Annotated in this window: 14 protein-coding genes and 1 pseudogene; 4 read left to right on the top strand and 11 right to left on the bottom strand. The window is 57.4% G+C overall.

Going from position 1 to position 16,636, the window contains the following annotated elements; translation table 11 throughout:
- Positions 1-109: 109 nt before the first annotated feature.
- The 9 genes from K6U75_09955 to K6U75_09995 all read right to left on the bottom strand — a co-directional run bounded on the left by K6U75_09955 (position 110) and on the right by K6U75_09995 (position 10,604).
- Entirely contained in the window at positions 110-787 is a 678-nt protein-coding gene (locus K6U75_09955; GenBank protein ID MCL6475360.1) for a glycosyltransferase family 2 protein, read from the bottom strand.
- Positions 784-1,560, bottom strand: coding sequence for a M48 family metalloprotease (locus K6U75_09960; protein MCL6475361.1), 777 nt, complete (start codon positions 1,558-1,560; stop codon positions 784-786). Before K6U75_09960 ends, K6U75_09955 begins: the two co-directional genes overlap by 4 nt.
- Complete coding sequence (locus tag K6U75_09965; GenBank protein ID MCL6475362.1) at positions 1,557-1,925, bottom strand: hypothetical protein; 369 nt, start codon at positions 1,923-1,925, stop codon at positions 1,557-1,559. Before K6U75_09965 ends, K6U75_09960 begins: the two co-directional genes overlap by 4 nt.
- Positions 1,926-2,924, bottom strand: a complete 999-nt coding sequence (locus K6U75_09970) for a GNAT family N-acetyltransferase (protein MCL6475363.1) — start codon at positions 2,922-2,924, stop codon at positions 1,926-1,928.
- Positions 2,925-3,098: 174 nt separating this feature from the next.
- Entirely contained in the window at positions 3,099-3,377 is a 279-nt protein-coding gene (locus K6U75_09975; protein MCL6475364.1) for a hypothetical protein, read from the bottom strand.
- A 10-nt stretch (positions 3,378-3,387) separates the two neighbouring features.
- A complete protein-coding gene (locus K6U75_09980) occupies positions 3,388-4,194 on the bottom strand; it encodes a sugar phosphate isomerase/epimerase (GenBank protein MCL6475365.1) in 807 nt (268 codons plus the stop codon).
- Between the two features lie 69 nt (positions 4,195-4,263).
- Positions 4,264-6,159, bottom strand: coding sequence for a hypothetical protein (locus K6U75_09985; protein MCL6475366.1), 1,896 nt, complete (start codon positions 6,157-6,159; stop codon positions 4,264-4,266).
- A 219-nt stretch (positions 6,160-6,378) separates the two neighbouring features.
- Positions 6,379-9,492, bottom strand: a complete 3,114-nt coding sequence (locus tag K6U75_09990; GenBank protein MCL6475367.1) for a hypothetical protein — start codon at positions 9,490-9,492, stop codon at positions 6,379-6,381.
- A gap of 14 nt (positions 9,493-9,506) precedes the next feature.
- On the bottom strand, positions 9,507-10,604 hold the full coding sequence (locus tag K6U75_09995) for a hypothetical protein (protein MCL6475368.1): 1,098 nt from the start codon (positions 10,602-10,604) through the stop codon (positions 9,507-9,509).
- A 423-nt stretch (positions 10,605-11,027) separates the two neighbouring features.
- Here K6U75_09995 and K6U75_10000 point away from each other — a divergent pair, with 423 nt between their 5' ends.
- Complete coding sequence (locus K6U75_10000; protein ID MCL6475369.1) at positions 11,028-11,810, top strand: hypothetical protein; 783 nt, start codon at positions 11,028-11,030, stop codon at positions 11,808-11,810.
- 83 nt (positions 11,811-11,893) lie between these two features.
- Here K6U75_10000 and K6U75_10005 read toward each other — a convergent pair whose 3' ends face one another.
- Entirely contained in the window at positions 11,894-13,195 is a 1,302-nt protein-coding gene (locus K6U75_10005; GenBank protein ID MCL6475370.1) for an alpha-glucosidase/alpha-galactosidase, read from the bottom strand.
- A 127-nt stretch (positions 13,196-13,322) separates the two neighbouring features.
- Here K6U75_10005 and K6U75_10010 point away from each other — a divergent pair, with 127 nt between their 5' ends.
- The 3 genes and pseudogenes from K6U75_10010 to K6U75_10020 all read left to right on the top strand — a co-directional run bounded on the left by K6U75_10010 (position 13,323) and on the right by K6U75_10020 (position 14,889).
- Positions 13,323-14,312, top strand: coding sequence for a family 20 glycosylhydrolase (locus tag K6U75_10010; GenBank protein MCL6475371.1), 990 nt, complete (start codon positions 13,323-13,325; stop codon positions 14,310-14,312).
- 57 nt (positions 14,313-14,369) lie between these two features.
- Positions 14,370-14,615 carry a UPF0175 family protein gene (locus tag K6U75_10015; GenBank protein ID MCL6475372.1) on the top strand — a complete coding sequence of 82 codons (246 nt, stop codon included), beginning with the start codon at positions 14,370-14,372 and terminating at the stop codon, positions 14,613-14,615.
- A pseudogene (locus K6U75_10020) lies at positions 14,612-14,889 on the top strand (DUF3368 domain-containing protein). The gene K6U75_10015 and the pseudogene K6U75_10020 overlap by 4 nt, the downstream one beginning before the upstream one ends.
- Positions 14,890-14,994: 105 nt before the next feature.
- Here K6U75_10020 and K6U75_10025 read toward each other — a convergent pair.
- A complete protein-coding gene (locus K6U75_10025) occupies positions 14,995-16,602 on the bottom strand; it encodes a DUF4038 domain-containing protein (protein ID MCL6475373.1) in 1,608 nt (535 codons plus the stop codon).
- Positions 16,603-16,636: the final 34 nt, after the last annotated feature.

The following is a 16,636-nucleotide window of genomic DNA, read 5'->3' on the forward strand; positions in this document are numbered from 1 at the left end:
TGTCTGAGTATATGCCCGCTGTGGGGGGGTAGCGGCTGGTAGCCCTTGACAAACAACATAGACTTCAGCATGACAAACCGTCGTCGTTGTTCCTTTAATTCTGATCCGTCTACTTATTCCTCAGGCGAAAGAGCCGCTTTGCCTGGTTCGGGGCGTGTCCGTCCAGCAAGATGCGGGCAATATCGGCGTACATGCGCAGGCGAGCCACGGTGCCGCGCAGGCGTCCCAGCTTCTCCTCCTTCATCGGATGGGTGACACCCACCAGAGGTACATACTGCACTCGCCACCTCTGGCGAACCGCCCAGCGCGTAATCTGCGTTTCCACCCCGAAACGGGCAAACTGTACGTTTGGCACCTCCAGAAACAGTTCCCGCCGGATGGCGCGCTGACCGCTAACGAAAGGAAACAGCTTCTGGGCAAGGTCGGTTGCGCGTCTACCTCCGCGAAAAATCCCCAGCGTCATGTCGGCATCGTCGCGGTATACAGGTTCCACCAGGCTATCGACGTGTTCTGGGGTGAGTCCGATCAGGTCGGCGTCCAGAAAGACAATCAGCGGCGCGTCCGTGTGGCATGCACCCACGTGCATCGCCCCGCCCTTGCCGAGGTTCTGGGGAAGTTGCAACGCGCGCACCCCATCGAAATGGCGCGCCACTTCGTACGTGCCGTCTACCGAACCATCGCTGACCACCAGGATATCGTCCACCAGCGAAGCCGCACGCACTGCCTCCAGCACCCGGGGCAGACGGGTCTCCTCGTTATAAGCAGGGATAATTGCGGTGACTCTCATTGCCCCGTCGCCGCGCTGGCAGGTTGTCGGTCGGGCAGTTCTGCAATCAGCTTCTTCGCCCTCAGGATACGGTTTTCGGTCAGCGGGTGGGTGCGCAGGTTCGCCAGCAGTCCCTTCATGGGGCTTTTCTCCAGTTTCTGCAGCTTCTCGAAGAAGCGCACCAGCCCTTCGGGGTCGTATCCGGCGGCGTGGGTATAGTGGATACCACGCCGGTCGGCATCGTATTCGTCATCGCGACTGTACTGCAGCATGACCAGCGAGGTCGCAATGCTTGCCACCTTCTGAGTGCTGCCCTTTGTGCCCAGAGAGATGGCGAGGTCTGCCAGGATGCTGCTGGATATCTGCTTTGCCGCATGGCGTGCCACGATATGTGCGACTTCATGCGCGATGACCGATGCCAGCATATCCCTGTCATCCCCGACCTGCTCCATCAAACCGCGAAAGACGTACACCGGACCGCCGGGCAGAGAAACGGCGTTAATCTCTTTGGTATCCAGCACCTTAAAGGTGAACGGAAAATCCGGCGCACGTTTGCCTTCCACCCGCCGCATCCCCTCCAGCACACGCTGCCCAATCTCCTGCACCAGCGCCACGCGCTCGGGGTTGGTGTCCAGCTTGTACTCCTTCTCAATCGCTGCTGAGCCTTCTTTGCCGATCTGGATTTCGTCCTGTTTGCTCAGCAGGTTCGTGCCGCGACAGCTCATCAGCGAGAGCATCCCCGGCACGAGGAGAAGGAGTACCCCTATCCGTATCAGCCACGCGGTGCGTGTCATGGTGTCTTCTCCTGTTTACCTGACCAGAAGCGTGCCAGCTCCTTGCGCGCAGTGTCCAGCATCTGCTGCACTTGCTGCAGGGCATGCTGGGTGTCACCGTTTTGGTGGGCGGCTTCAGCAATCGCTCTGCTACCCAGTTCCATCTCCTTCTTCGCCTCATCCAGCTTACCTGCGCTCATTAGCTGTAAAGCGCGCTGCAGATGACGTTTCGCCTCCGCGATGCCTGCCGACTCCGCCCTGTTCTGCTGGCTGGCAAGCTTCACCTGTATCTGTTCCACCCGCTGGCGGATGTCGTTCAACTGCAGGTGATTATACACCACTCCTGCACACGCTGCTACCGCCAGCAGCAAAGTAACAAACCGCATTTACGACGCCCCCTTTCCGTGCAGACGCGCCTGTAACCGCCACCACAGGCGGGTTTCCCAGTCTACCCGTTTTCGCCACGCCCATGCAAGCGTGCCCTGCGCCCAGCAGGCTCGCCGATGCCACTGTACCTGCGGCTTCCAGCGATACTTGTACGGCTCGTCGCCACGCAGGAAGTCAAACACGACGCAACCCTCCTCTATCGCCCGACGGATGGCGTAGGCGGTCAGCACCGTGCCCATGCTGTAACGGGCAAGCGACGGTTCAAACCCTCCCAGATAGTAATACGCGCGCCGCCCAAAGTGAAACACATACAGCACCGCCCGAATCGCTCCGTCTATGCGGAGGGTGTGCAGCCGCAGCCAGCCGTTTCGTTGCGCGACGGTCGCCCACTCGCGATGGAACTGTCGCACGCACGGGTGGTAAAAGCCACCCGGTAGCCACCGCTGTCGCCAGCGGCGCGTATGCAGGGCGAACAGGGCTTCCATTGCCTCGGGTAGCTCTGTTTCCGACGCTGTGTCAAGGTGCACCTCTCCCAGCTCGCGCGTCATCTGTCGCTGCGCGTAGCCGATGTTGAAGCGCGTCTTTTTACTTAAAGACCCCCAATACGCCTCCCACGTTTCAGGCAACAGCACGTAAGGGCACTTTTCCTGCCACACGACCTGCCAGCCGCGCGCCTCGGCAACGCGCACCATCGCCGAACCCTCCGCCAGCTGGTGCAGGTCGGCACAGCGCTGGCTCTCCAGCCATTCTGCGACCGCTCCGGCAACGGCGTGGTCGTACCCGCAAGCGGCGATGATGCCCAGCCGGTCGGAAATACCTGTGCCTGCCCAGCGCAGTACTTTACCCATCGCCGTCCGGCGGGTGTACAGCGGTGCAATGCCGACCGTTTCTCCGCCGTCCTGCACGCACAGCACCCGCGCTTCTGTTCCCTTGCCAAGGTGCTTCCACCACAGGCTCACCCACTCCCACGTCTGGAAAAGCGAAACCTGTGGGTTCACCGCCTGCATCTCACGCCATGGGCATCGCAGGCTCTCCTGCCAATCCTCACCGGCAACAACGACCCGAATGCCAGCATCCTCCTCTTACCGCCTGATTATATCCCGTTACCAAGCAGGGCGTCAACCGTGCGCCGTTTCGGAGTGTGTGTCGGCACAGGCTGTGCAGGCAACCGTTCACACCCCCGTGCGCAGCAGAAAGTACAGCGACACCATGAACCATACCCCGCCCACAAAGCCGATGGCCAGCCCGGCTATCCCCAGCATCTCCCAGCGCATCAGCAAGCCGAACATGCCTAAAGCGTAGCCCAGCAACGTGCTCACGCCCGACGCTATCACCTGTCGCTGATACCGTTTGCGCTGCGGATGCTCGATGATGAAGCCGCACTTGGGGCAGGGCAGTGTCGGGTCGCCGACCTCTGCCGCGCACTTGGGACACCGCGTTGGTGCAGTCAATGCCTCTCCCTCAGTATTTGCTCAGGAACTGCAGCCCCTGGCGTAAAGACTCTACCACATTTTGCCCGCTTTCGTCTTCCACGGCATACCAGCCGTCGTAGCCGATGGATTTCAGCAGGGCGATATACTCATCCCACGGCACTGCCCCCTGCCCGACGGTGGGTCTTTTCGTTTCGGGATGGTGGTCTTTGGCGTGGGTGTGGACGATGTAGGGCGCGAGCTCGCGCACGCCCTCCAGCACGCCGTACCACAGCAGGTTGGCGGGGTCATAGTTGACCTTCAGTGCGGGGCTGCCGATGTCCTCAATGAACTTGCGCAGCACAGGCGCAGGCTCCATGCCAGTCTCGATACAGAAGATGCCGCCCACCTTCTCGGCGTGCCGCACTATCTGCTCGATGGCGTCGCGGATGATGGGGTAAATGGGGTCGTTTTTGTCCTCTGGAATGACGCCCGGGTGGGTGGTGACGATGGGTGCGCCCATATCGACCGCCAGTTCGATACACCGTTGCGTCTTCGCGATGCGCTCGTCGATGCCTTCCGCTTCATCGAGGCCGCCGAAGCGCGTGGGTCCCGACATCTGCGCGCAGAAACCGCTGATTTGCAGTCCGAAAGATTCCACCCGTTTGCGCCATTCGGTGCGTTGCGCACCGACGCACACATCGGGGTCCAGCACGCAGGGACCGTAGCTCGCCACGTTCCACAGCTGCACACCCTGAAAGCCGATTTCCGCCGCCGTCTGCAGGGCGTTCATCAGCCCCTCTTCCGTCTCCCCTGCCGACAGCGACCACAACGCCACACCAACCTTCAATGAACCCATTTTCTCCACTCCTGTGCGATAAAGTGTGTCGGGGATACAGTTGGGCAAAGGGGCAGGGAGTTCCTTGTTTCAGGGCATCTGGACTTCTCGGCTGCAAATGCGTCCAGTTACAACGGGCGCATAAACGATGTGGTCGCCGACGGGCACCTGTGTTTGGAAACCGTTACGGTAGGACACTCCGTCCAGCAAAAGTTTCCAGCCCTCATCGGGGGGCTTCTCACACGGCCACAGTAGTGCCGTCGAGGATTCCATTGCGTCACGCATCTGTTGGGTCAACCACACCTCGTAGGCGTCTTCACTTCCCATGAGATGACGCAAGTAGAAGCGTGGGTCCCGGTATTCGCGCTGCATCCACTGGTTAAGCAGCAGCCTGCGCAGATAATTCTGCACTTCTTCCGCCCTTTCGAGCAGGTCACTGACCCCACCAATGCCCAGATGCTCCAGTGCCTGCCTGAGAACAGCTTTCAAATCGCGCTTTCCCCAGAGCTCCTGCACGACAGGTACGAGCTGGCGAAACGAGCGAACAATGAAGCGCACATGTGGGGGAGAAATCAGTACGAACGCTCGCACTGCCGCTTCCCATGAGAGTCTTTTACCCTGCAGATGCTGCGCCAGCGACTCCACGTTCTCTTGTTCTTCCTGGACCAGAGCAAGCACTCGCTCAAAGGCACTTTTCAAGGCTATGATTGCATGAAAACGCAATATTTCAGTATGGTAGGAACGCAACTTTTGCAGATAGTTTTCCCAGGCTACTTCCAGTTCCTGTCGTCTTCGGTGGTAGTGCTGACATGCCCAGACTGCTCCTGCAAGCGGGGGCAGAACCGCAGCGATAGACCAGACAATTTGCACATAACTCACCACGTACGATGATAGCGTCAACGCAAACAGTGAGAGTAGCGCCCACCCAACTAACGAGACAAGCATCGCCCACTGCAATAGCTCCTGCCACTTGGGCAGGCGTGCCAGGGCATTTTCGAACTGCTGTCTCGCCGATTGAAGGGCTTCGCTGGAAGGTTCTTTAACCTCTAACTTTGCGATAGTCCAAGCTTCCAAACCCTGTAACAGATGAGCCAAAATAGACCTCATAATCGGAAGGGAACCGACTACCGCCAACAAGCTATTCTGCAGCGTGCTCTGCAGGTGTTGTCGGAAACCGTTGACTAACTCGTCCGCAACGGTCCGCAGTGACTGCTCCCAGAGAGGCAGTTTCTCATTCCGCCACTGCTCGTGCCATGTATCCGCTTCGTTGAGCCAATGATGAGGATCCCGTCCGATAGGTGGGGTGCTATCGATTAAGGAGAGCGTTAATCCGGCGCCCGCTTTGGCAATATTTTGCAGCGGCGAAATCAGCTTGTGCCACCACCCCTCTTCCTGCGGCAACAGGTCGGTCGGAATTGGTGGCGCCTCTTTTACTTCGGTGCTGACCAGCTTGAAGACATCAGACAGAAACCAATGCGCCAGCGTGTCTTCAATCTCTGGCAGGGGGAGTACTACCAGCCCAAACCCTACCGAGCGAGGAGTAGTAGATGAGGGCAAAGGCTCACGAAATAACCAGTGCTCGTTTCCGTAGTCCGCATGTTGAAGCGCAGAAAGCAAGAGATAGGGTAAGCTCACAGACAGGTCGTCCATAGACAGCATCGAGCCATCGGAGCGCATTCGTCCGATGAGCCAGCGCGAGGCCACCGTTACCCAACGGGTGCTTTCCACGCTTTTCAGTGTCGAGTAGATGGGTGAAGAGTCGCTGAACTGCTGATGTATAACCATGACATGCAGTCGGACGGGCACTGGCTCCCGCAAATATGCTGAACCTTCGTCCAGCAGATGGACGACTTCGTCTATACTGGACAAGTGTTCGTCATCGAACAACAGCAATGCCTGAACAAAAAGATAGCCACCATCGGGCCCCACACTGGCTCCTTCATCCAAAGCGGCTTCAAGGTTGCTCTGCAGGCGTATGCGGTACATCCATTCGGTCAGGGGGTTGACGAAGTTCTCACCTGGGGCGTTGGGGACGTGTACTGCTTGCAAGCTACCTTTCTGGTAGGCTCCTAAGGCAGTTACGTGCCGGGCGGGCAGGCGGAAAGAACGAAGCAAACGATTCGTCCTTTCCACCGTCTGGCACGGTAAGTCACCCGCTCCAAGCACTATGGTCGGATATACCACCATGAACGCGTCTTCCCAGCCTTACCAGTCAGACTTGCGCAAGAAGTCGATATAGGATTGTATAGCTTTTCGTTGCTCGCTGATGTGGTCCCGAACACGCTTGCTTTCGGTAGCATTCTGCAGGTCCAAGAGTCGCGACTCGTACTCTTCCATCTGCTGCAAGATTGACTGCCGTCCCAGCAACTGATGCAGCTGTTGCTGCGCCCGCTTCAGCTCTTCCACCTTGCCTTTGTCATGCAGGATCTTGCGATAGGCGACTTTCCAGTCACTGCCCAGCACTTCGCTCTCCTGCTCTATATGCTTGACCAACCGCTTTTGCCATTCAGAAGGCAGTTTTTCCTGAAGCGCAATCTGCCACTCGCTCTTATACTTGGGTATCAAGTGGTCCTGCCACCTCTGGACGTTGTAGTAGAACGTGTTCCCCCTCAGCGCGATGTAGCCATAAGCCAGTGCCCAGCTCCACAGCACCTTGTGTTCTTCCTCCTGTTCTACCGGTTCCAGCAAAGGCAGGCGGTCAAAGAATCGTTTGTCGACATGAAGACGTGCTCGCACGCCATCTTTTGTGATGCGTCGCTCGTAACAGGTGCGCATGGAACGAGTGCTGCGGAGATAATATGCACGGGCCCCATAGGTGCGGGTCATCAGGGTAAGCGCAAAGGGATACCCGTCTTCGCGATACTCCACGCGCGTGTAGCCGCGTTTTTCCGCAATCTCGCGAACTTGCTGCCGATATTGGTCAAGCTCATCTCCATCGGCGCTGCCGTTGCTAGCGTAGGGTATGCTGGCGACCAAAATACTTTCGTATCGCTGTTCGCCGGGGGGCTGGCTGGTGCTCCAGTAGGGCTGACAGGCGTCAAACAGTATCTGTAACTTCCTGTCAACGTATTCCTTTAGCGGAACGCCGTTTTGCTGTCGTTCCTCCTGGGACTGAAACTTGATTAACTCCAGGACGTTAGCGTGCTTTCGCAAGACGGGGCTGAGCACCTCAACCGCTGCAGACAGCCATAGTTGTGCTTCTGTGTCAACGTCAATCTCCGTGCTGGACAAATTGCCAAAGGCCGGGTAGTGCTTATAGTTCTGGCGCAGGCGATAGTGCTCTTCCCGTATCTTATCAAAAGATATCTGTGACTTAATGGATTCGTAGAATCTCGGGAAGTCCTTAGACAGTATCACGAACCACTCCAGGTCGTAGCCATAGTAGCGTGCTCCGTTGGTGTTGCACAAATTCTGCAGGCGCAGACGGGTATTCTGCTGATGTTGCTGCCAGTGGCTGACCAAATCTGCCCATTCGCTGAGCTGTCCGTGTAACTTCAGTTCCTGAAGAGCACTGAGCGCAATCTCGGCTGCGAGCGCTTTCAGACGGTGCTGTGCATACTTCCGCAGAGTGTCACACGCTTGCTGCACCTCCTGTTGCAGCTGGTCATTACCCATCCACAGTTCCCAAACTCTCGGTTTTGCCTGTTTGAGTTGACTGCACGCTTGCTCGAACTCTTGCTCGCAGGTTTTCGCCTGTGCACGCTCCTGCTCGGCGGTCTGCTGAAGGTCGCGTTGCAATTCGTTCAGGTAGTTTCCCAGATCCACAAAGAACTGACGAGCACGGTCGTGACCGCTAGCTGTCAGAACCTGTTCCGCACGGTTACCAGCTTCCTTAAGCGCTTTGTCGAATAACGTCCGGGCGCGTTCTTCTAACCGTTGCTTTAGCGAAGGTATCCAATCATTGCCGATGCTATCGAACAGCCTGCGCAACTCCCGCTCTGCATAGTCCGCTTTTTGCGACAATTTCGTCTGTCCTGCTCCCTCAGCCTCCTGAAGGATTTCCGCCACTTCTTTGGTTTTGAAAGATAAGGGGATGCCGTGATCATCCTGAAGGAGGTAATCCGTTACCAGCTCGTTCGTCTCTGTCTGCACCAGATGGTTTGTCTGCACAAAGGTCTTGATTTGCTGCTGCATGTCGGACCCATGGGATTGAGCGTTCTGAGCCTCCTGATCCATCAGCTCCAGCGCTGAGCGTGCTGCACAGTAGCGGGTCAGCTCCTCAATAGGCACAGCGAAATTGGTAACGCCCAGCGAGTTCAATAGACGGGGTTGACCCGTTTCCGCACACGGCATCGTCTCAATCACGGCCAGTGAGTTGCGTTTGGCACTGCGGGCATGCGCCCCTAACGGAGAGCCTATGTCCAGCATGATGCTGCGCGCAGTCATCTCGAAGACGTAACGTTTGTTGGAGATGGTGTTGCCGCCGCTGTTGACCCCCTCTACCAGAAACACCTCATCAAACAGGGGCTGCCGAAGTGTGTAGGAACCAATAGTGCGATATGTGAACTCCCACTGGTTGTCTTCTTCAAAGGTCTTGTGGTTGCAAAGGTACTCCAGCTCCATCAGGCTGGCGTAGCCGTTGGCTTCAATCACCTCCCACATGGATGGGCTGATACCAGCTTCATGACGGAACACAGTTGGTAGATAGAAAATACCGACGATTTCTCCGTCCAGTCCATAGCGATCAAAGATGTAACGAATAACTGCTGCGGTGTCCATAAAAATACCGGACCCCGTACCGCCACACAGTGAAGAGATAACATATACGCGCGGAATGGACTGAGTAATCTCGACGTGTTGCGAGGCACCCTTCATCATAGCCTGCACACGTTCGCGCACCTGCATGATGTGGTGAATGGCTGGTTCCAGGTAGTTCGTAAAAAGGTTATCAAACGAGGCGTGGAACGCGAAACGCCCTGCGGGGCGGATCCCTGCCGCTCCGCTCGCATCTCGCAACAATACCACGTCATTGCTTCCATCCCAAAACTGTTCGAAGTATGGATGCAGCTTGGGATTGCGTCTCAGTTCGTCAAGGAGCTGCTCCGGGTAGCGCACCGAGATCGGAGCGCGCTCGTGCTGTTCCGCTTTTGCCAGCTCGCCGTCCTGAATGTATTGTGCTTCGTCGGTGTCGATGAACAGAAACCGTATCAGGTTATCGACCTGATATCGCTCGTGCAAGATGCGTTTGACGCGCCGTGCGGTCTCTACCCCGCTACCTCCCAGTCCCACCACGAGTGTGGGACGAAACTGTCCTCCCTCGCAGTACTGCACTGCCGAGAAAGACTTCTGTACAGCTTGCTGCAAGACATGATTGCTCATGGCGTAACCTCCTTTTACGTTAATTGAGTAAAACGCCAATAAGTCCATATCTGAATAATCAACAGGACTGCAGATGCCAATATAAGGGTCCTTTTGAGCCTGGTCGAAATCTTGTGGCGAGGCACACGAGTAGAGCCGTCTTTTATACAGGAGGTGTAGTAGATCTTATAACCTCCAGGCAATGACAAAGTGTCATCTTCCTTGACCGTGTCGGGGATATGTTCGCCGTGTTCTCCAGCAACATGCAGTAATCGCTGCCCGGGTTGTGCGACCAGTTGAATCTTCGCGTTCGGTATGTCGTAGGAGACGGGGGCTAGTTTATTAGGCTTGATTTCCACTTTCTGCTCCCCATTCGGCGCGACGATGCGCAGCTCGTGACGATACAACGTTACCTTTTTGCCGGGCACAAGCAAAGCCACCAGCAGGAGTAACGCAGAGAGATACAGCCATCTCCATGAGACCGTAGTCACATCCACCCACATGTTGTATGGTTCCGATTCAATCCAGCGTCCATTGCGTAACGTCTGCGCACTAACAAAAAGCTGGTACTTGCCCGGACGAGGAAACTCAATCCGAACAGAAAATTCACTGGAGGGTTTCTCCGGTACAACTATACTCGCAGCAGGCTCTGACCAGCAGCGAATGCGCACGTCATCTCGCGTTGGAGTATATGTCCTTTTCTCCGAACCAACAAGCAACATGCCTGACAGTTTGCTATGAGAGGTTACACTTGAGTTCGGTTTCGGCGAAACAATCTGCACATAGGGAACCTGTTCTACCGAGAAGGTAACTGTTTCGCTCCACTTCTCGACACGTGTCCCCCGCGCGATGTCCTGCTGCTCCAAACGAGTTGTCAGGCGGAAACGCCCGGGTTGTTTAATCGTATACTTGTTGGTAAAGATGCCATCGTTAGCAGCAGAATCAGACTCTATCCCGTCATCACGCAAGGAAACGCGTTCCACCAACCGTCCGTCTTCAGTGAGCAGAACGGCGGTTGCGAAGTAGCGAACTGTAGAAGAGGAAGGAGCCGCTCGAACCTCGATGCGGATGGTGGGAGCCGACTGCCCCCATGCATATAAATCCCCATGCCCGGGCGAAATAAACTCGGGCACAGGAGGAGACTGCTGCGCCAGCACGAAACATGTGCACCACAACCATAACATGCCAGTCAAGACTGTGCAGGATACACCTTGCCTGAACATGCTACACCCTCGCAGGTTATCTCATTTACTTTTACAGACACTCTATTTTATAAAATGTTTCAACAAAAGTCAACCTCATCCTGCCAAAAACCGGAAAAATTGCTTGCGCAGGGGCAGATAATGACCTTTACCTCTATGCTCTCAGAACGGCAAAAAACCTGAAACATTGCCCCCCGCCTGTGCATCCAAAAAGTGAAAGAGAATCCGCAGAGCGTTTCCGCGAGGATGTTCGCGACCAGCAGGCTTTCCCGTAGAACAGATGCTCGCCCAGGAGGGTGAGCGAGAGGAACATGTGCTTTCGCGTACTTAGAAAGCATGGAGGTTCAATGTACCATGAGTTACCCTTCCACCTTCCGGTTTTTTTCGCACGTGGAAGTGGATGGTCTGGATGAAGTGCCGTTCGAGGATAGCGAGATCCTGCGTCTGCCCAACCCGCAGCGTCTGAAGCAGCTGGAAGACCTGCGGATAGAGTTTCTGAACCGCTGGCAGGCTGGAGATGACATAGAAGAGGTGCTCACGCGTATCTTTGCCGTGCCAACAGATGCCTTTCTGCCGGCGTTTCCACCGCGCTATATCGTGGGCTATAACGTGCAGTGCCCGGTGCAGGCAAGGATATTTCGCCGGGTGATGCACGACCTGGACCGCTATATCGCCGTGCTGTCGCGCTTTGCCCTGCGCGTGCGGGTGCTGTCGGTGGCACAGCCGCTGCCGGAACATCCCGACGGCTATCCCGACATGCCAGGCGTGCTGCGCACCATCCGTTATCTGGGCGATGGACGCTGGCTCCAAGCGGTGCGCGACTTCGAGCGGGAAAGGCGCGACACCCTGTGCTGGCGATACCTGCCCTGCTCACTGGTCACGGACGGTGCAGTGCCCGAGTCCATGGCGGATGCGCTGGAACTGCTGTTGTACAAGGCGCAAATCGTGCGTATCCTCGCCAGTGACCCTGTGGGCGAAATGCATGAGGCTGTGGCAGAAGGCGCGGATGAATATGTCCATGCGCTGAGCAGGCTGGTACAGGCGGTGCGGCGTCGGAGGCGTCAGGAGCGCTTCAAAAAGTTTGCTCTGTCGCCTTGTCGCTATCCTGCGACGAGACGGCAGTGGACCACCTCTTAACGGAACCTCGGGCATAGAGCATAGGGCCGCTCTCAAGCTCTCTGATGATTGCGGCAGGGTGCGAACCCTGCCGCTTTTTTTCCTCATGCCTTGCCAATCGGTATCATCTCGCCGTGTGCTTCCAGCAGGTCGTCCACCAGCGACCAGATTTCGTCCAGCGTCAACTCCGCCGCGGTATGGGGGTCGAGCATGGCAGCGTGGTAGATATGCTCACGCTTACCAGTCAATGCGGCTTCCACCGTCAGATACTGCACGTTCACGTTGGTGGAGATGATAGCCGCCAGCTGAGGCGGCAGGTCGCCGATACGAATCGGCTGCACGCCGTTTTTATCCACCAGACAGGGAACCTCCACGCAACAACCCGGCAGCAGGTTGGTAATCAGTCCGTCGTTGCGCACGTTGCCGTACACCACGCGCGGGATGCCCGTCTCCATGCTGTGGATAATCAGCGAGCCGTACTCCATACTGCGATGCACCTCTATCGGCTCGTCGCTTTCGAACTCCACGCGCATCCGCTCCCAGCGGGCGATGACCTCTTCGCACCGACGGATGTATTCGTCCAGCGGGATATTGAACCGCTCGATGAGGTCGGGACGGTCACGGCGGATGAAGTAGGGCACATACTCCGCATAGTGCTCGCTGGACTCGGTGACAAAGTAACCCAGCCGCATCATCATCTCGTAGCGCACGCGATTGTAGTGCGGCACACGCCCCTCGAGATATATCTGCCGCAGCGCGGGATACAGGTCCTCGCCGTTGCGCTCGAAACGCAGGAAGAAGGCATGGTGGTTGATGCCAGCGCAAACGTAGTTGACCTCCTCCAACGGGATTTTGAGGTCTTCCACCGCCAGCGACCACGCCGTGCCCTGCACGCTGTGGCACAGCCCCACCACTTTCACCTTCGACGCGCGGTACCACGCCCAGACGTTCATCGCCATCGGGTTGGTGTAGTTGATGAACAGCGCGTGGGGACACAACTCCTCCATGTCCCGCGCAATGCTCAGCAGCACGGGGATGGTACGCAGCGCGCGCATGATGCCTCCCACGCCCAGCGTGTCGGCAATCGTCTGACGCAAGCCGTACTTCTTGGGTATCTCGAAGTCAATCACGGTGGACGGTTTGTAGCCGCCAACCTGAATGGTATTGATGACGTAATCCGCGCCGTCCAGCGCCTCGCGCCGGTCCAGGGTAGCGGTGATGGTAGGATGCGCGTTGACCGCCTTTGCCACCTTTTCCGCCACCCGCTTCGCGGTGTGCAGGCGGTCGGGGTCGATATCCATCAGCGCAATGTGCGACTCTGCCAGCTCGGGGAAGCTCAGGATGTCGCCCAGCAGGTTCTTGGTGAACACGACGCTCCCTGCGCCAATGATGGTAATCTTCGGCATAGAATGCTCCTTTCCGTTATTTTTGCTTTGGTTTCGGCAGGGCACGGCTCGCTTCCTGCCACGCGAAAGACAGGAATACCTCTTCCATTCGCGAATCTATCCGTAGAATCTGCGAGGAGGCGTACCGATGGCAGCCCCGAAAAACGCGAAATGGCAAGCCGTGCACATCATGGCGCCCAGCCCGGAGGACGTACCGTTGCTCAACAGCGCAATCGACAAAACGCTCGCCGCGCTGGGCATCAATGTGCTGATTCTGGAGGTCAACTACGGCTACGAATACCGCTCTCATCCTGAACTGCGGATGAACGGCGCGCTCAGCAAGGGCGACATCCGCGACATTCTGGCGACATGCCGCAAGCACCGTATCCGCCTCATCCCGCAGTTCAACTGCCTCGGGCATCAGTCATGGGCGAAGACCACCTTCCCCCTGCTGGTAAAATATCCTGAGTTCGACGAAACTCCCCAAATCCCACTGGATAACCCTGACATCTACTGCCGCAGCTGGTGTCCGTTGCATCCGAAGGTGAACGAGGTGGTCTTCGCGCTAATGGACGAACTCATCGAGGCGTTCGAAGCCGATGCCTTCCACGTGGGCATGGACGAGGTGTTCCTTATCGCCAGTGACCAGTGTCCGCGCTGTCGCGGCAAGAACCCCGCCGACCTGTTCGCCAAAGCGGTCAAGGACTATCACCAGCACCTCGTCAAGAAGCGCAAACTGACCATGTTGATGTGGGGAGATAGATTACTGGACGACTCGGTGATGAAGTACGGCAAGTGGGAAGCCAGCCAGAACGGCACCGCGCCCGCCGTGGACATGATTCCCAAAGATATCATCATCTGCGACTGGCACTACGAGCTGCGCGACGAGTACCCTTCCGTGCCTTTCTTCCAGCAGAAGGGCTTTCGCGTGTTGCCTTCCAGCTGGCGCAACGTGCAGGCGGCACTGGCTTTGCGCGACTATGCCCGCAAGAACGCCACCGATAAGATGATCGGGCACCTGTGTACGACTTGGTCCAGCGGCGGCGACATCGCCCGCGCTTTGCTGGATGACCCCAAAGCTTCCGACAGCGCCAAACAGGCGGTGCAGGCACTGAAGGCGGTGGTGCAGGCAGGTTGACATGCCGATGGTGAAGATAGTAAGCTAACAAGCGGTGCGATAGGGAGGGGGATGAGAATGAGCCTTCTCATACCAGACGAAGTCTTGCAGGCAGCACGCATGACGGAAGGAGAGATGCGACAGGAACTGGCTGTGCTGCTCTTCCAGCGGGAGAAGCTTACGCTTGGACAGGCAGCTGACCTCGCACAAATGAACATCCTTCAGTTCCAGCAACTGCTTGCAGCCAGGCAAGTGCCACTGCACGATGACATTACGGACTTTGAACAGGACTTGCAGACACTTCGGGAGATGAGGAAGTCGTGACTGTTGTTAGCAACACCTCGCCAATTATGAACCTGGCGAGGGTAGGACACTTACAGCTCCTTCAGCAGCTTTACCAATGGATGAGCGCATCGGTCGCAGAGTTGCACAACGGCTTGGGCTTCGGTTTGTTGGTGTACTAGGGATACTGGTCCAAGCCAAGCAGAAGCTGCTCATTGCCGAAGTAAAGCCCATACTAGATGACCTCGTAGTGCGAGCGGGTTTCTGGATAGCACCTTCACTCCGCGATAGAGTGCTCGATGAAGTCGGAGAATAAGAAGATTGCGTCCTGCCATTGAAGTGATGGGCTACGAGGACAGTTCATCCTCATAGCCCACGATGTCCCAATGGTTTTCTGATCAGGTTTCTATTACCTCTTCCATTACGTTCCGCTTTTCAGTATCAGCAGCCAGTCCTGAAACTTCGGCAAGACGGGTGTCGTCCAGTCGCCCTGCTCGTCGCCTCGCGCTTCGCCAAGCGACATCTCCTGCCCCGTTGCGGGGTCGAACAGGAAGGCGCGGTAGGACATGCCCGGCTCCAGCGATTTAACCGTGACCCGCCACTGATATGCAGGAACGTAGATGAATCGCAACTCGCCCGGGATGCCCGCGGCAAAGGGCAGGAAGTAGTTCTGTTCGTTCCAGTGCGGCTCAACCCATTCGGGATGCGGCTCGATGCGCCACCACTCGTAGCGCTCCAGCAGCCGCTTCGCCATACCCAGCTGCGCGGAGCCCGGCAGCTGATATGCCTCTTCCCACGGAGTATCTCCCCACGCCATGCCGTGCGGCGAGGGTCCATATGGCTTTTCACGCGTGTTCACCTGCCAGATGCCGTTCGCGCCGTAGGTGAAGCCCTTCGCACCGTTCAGCCAGCACGCCCAGAACATCAGCCGCTGCACCTCCTGCCGGCTCGCCTCGCCGATGCCCTCGTAACACACCTCGCCTTCCACAACAGGCATGACCGGCTCGCGATGGTACGACCGAACCACCTGCTGAATGGTGTTGGGCAGGCTGGTGCGGTCGCCGTGCCCTGTCTGCAGCATATCGAAGTCCAATACCGAATCGGAGAGGCTATCGCGGGCGGAGACAGACGGGTGCGCGGTTACCGGATGCCCATAGGGGTCTACCTCCCGCACGTATCGCGCCACCTCTTCCCACATGCCTCGGGTCTTTTGGGCGTAGTCCTCGTGCCATTCGCGCGGGCGGGAATGGTCGTCATAGAAAGGCATCAGTATCTCGCCCGCCAGACACCATACCACCGGATACGCTCCCCAGCGTGCAATAATATAGCGCCAGTGTTGCTTCATCTTCTCCACGCCCAGCCAGTGGATGTAGTATCCCCAGCAGCCCACAATGCACGGCACCAGCCCGCTCCTCACCAGCCACCAGATGCGCAAATCCGCCATGTCGAAGTATTGGGGATTGATGCGCTGCCAGCCCTCTTCCCACGGGAAACCCGCTTCGTTCGCGCTGCGCTCATCGAACGCTGCCATGTCGGGATACAGCCCCGCCACAATCTGTATGACGCTGAACCCCTTCTGCGCGCGGTCAGCGGTCAGCGTGGCGAAGTCACCCGGAAACCGCAGCCGCTTGCACAGCCCCATCCACCACGTATCACCCAGCCACAGGAAGGGCGTGCCGTCGCGGTGTTGCAAGTAACGACCGTCGGCAGACACCTGCAACCCACCGCGCCGGAACAGAGGGTTGCTTCCTTCGTAAGGGACAGCGGTCAGTGTGCCTTCTATACCATGCAGAGTGGCATTGGCGGTGTCGGTGCAAATCGTGCGCCAGCGGTACTCTCCCGCCTGCGAGGGCGCAAAGCGCACCCGCCATTCCTGCTCGCCCGCCCAAAAAGCGGGCACTCTCTGTTCGCTGCCATCCGGTGCGGTGAAAACAACGTCCAGTTGCACCTCGTTGAATGGGTCGGAATAGGGACGCGAAGACACGAGTCCCCATTCTAGGGGGCAGTTGACCTGTGCGAAATAGTGCATGGTTGACCTCCTGCCTGCTGTCTTCGAACTCCCT

Source organism: Bacillota bacterium (genome assembly GCA_023511455.1).
Taxonomy (GTDB): Bacteria; Armatimonadota; HRBIN16; order HRBIN16; family HRBIN16; genus HRBIN16.

Coding starts and splice junctions, on each gene's coding strand:
- K6U75_09955 (MCL6475360.1), bottom strand. CDS start 787: ATGAGAGTCACCGCAATTATCCCTGCTTATAACGAGGAGACCCGTCTG.
- K6U75_09960 (MCL6475361.1), bottom strand. CDS start 1,560: ATGACACGCACCGCGTGGCTGATACGGATAGGGGTACTCCTTCTCCTC.
- K6U75_09965 (MCL6475362.1), bottom strand. CDS start 1,925: ATGCGGTTTGTTACTTTGCTGCTGGCGGTAGCAGCGTGTGCAGGAGTG.
- K6U75_09980 (MCL6475365.1), bottom strand. CDS start 4,194: ATGGGTTCATTGAAGGTTGGTGTGGCGTTGTGGTCGCTGTCGGCAGGG.
- K6U75_09985 (MCL6475366.1), bottom strand. CDS start 6,159: ATGTACCGCATACGCCTGCAGAGCAACCTTGAAGCCGCTTTGGATGAA.
- K6U75_09990 (MCL6475367.1), bottom strand. CDS start 9,492: ATGAGCAATCATGTCTTGCAGCAAGCTGTACAGAAGTCTTTCTCGGCA.
- K6U75_10000 (MCL6475369.1), top strand. CDS start 11,028: ATGAGTTACCCTTCCACCTTCCGGTTTTTTTCGCACGTGGAAGTGGAT.
- K6U75_10005 (MCL6475370.1), bottom strand. CDS start 13,195: ATGCCGAAGATTACCATCATTGGCGCAGGGAGCGTCGTGTTCACCAAG.
- K6U75_10010 (MCL6475371.1), top strand. CDS start 13,323: ATGGCAGCCCCGAAAAACGCGAAATGGCAAGCCGTGCACATCATGGCG.
- K6U75_10015 (MCL6475372.1), top strand. CDS start 14,370: ATGAGCCTTCTCATACCAGACGAAGTCTTGCAGGCAGCACGCATGACG.
- K6U75_10025 (MCL6475373.1), bottom strand. CDS start 16,602: ATGCACTATTTCGCACAGGTCAACTGCCCCCTAGAATGGGGACTCGTG.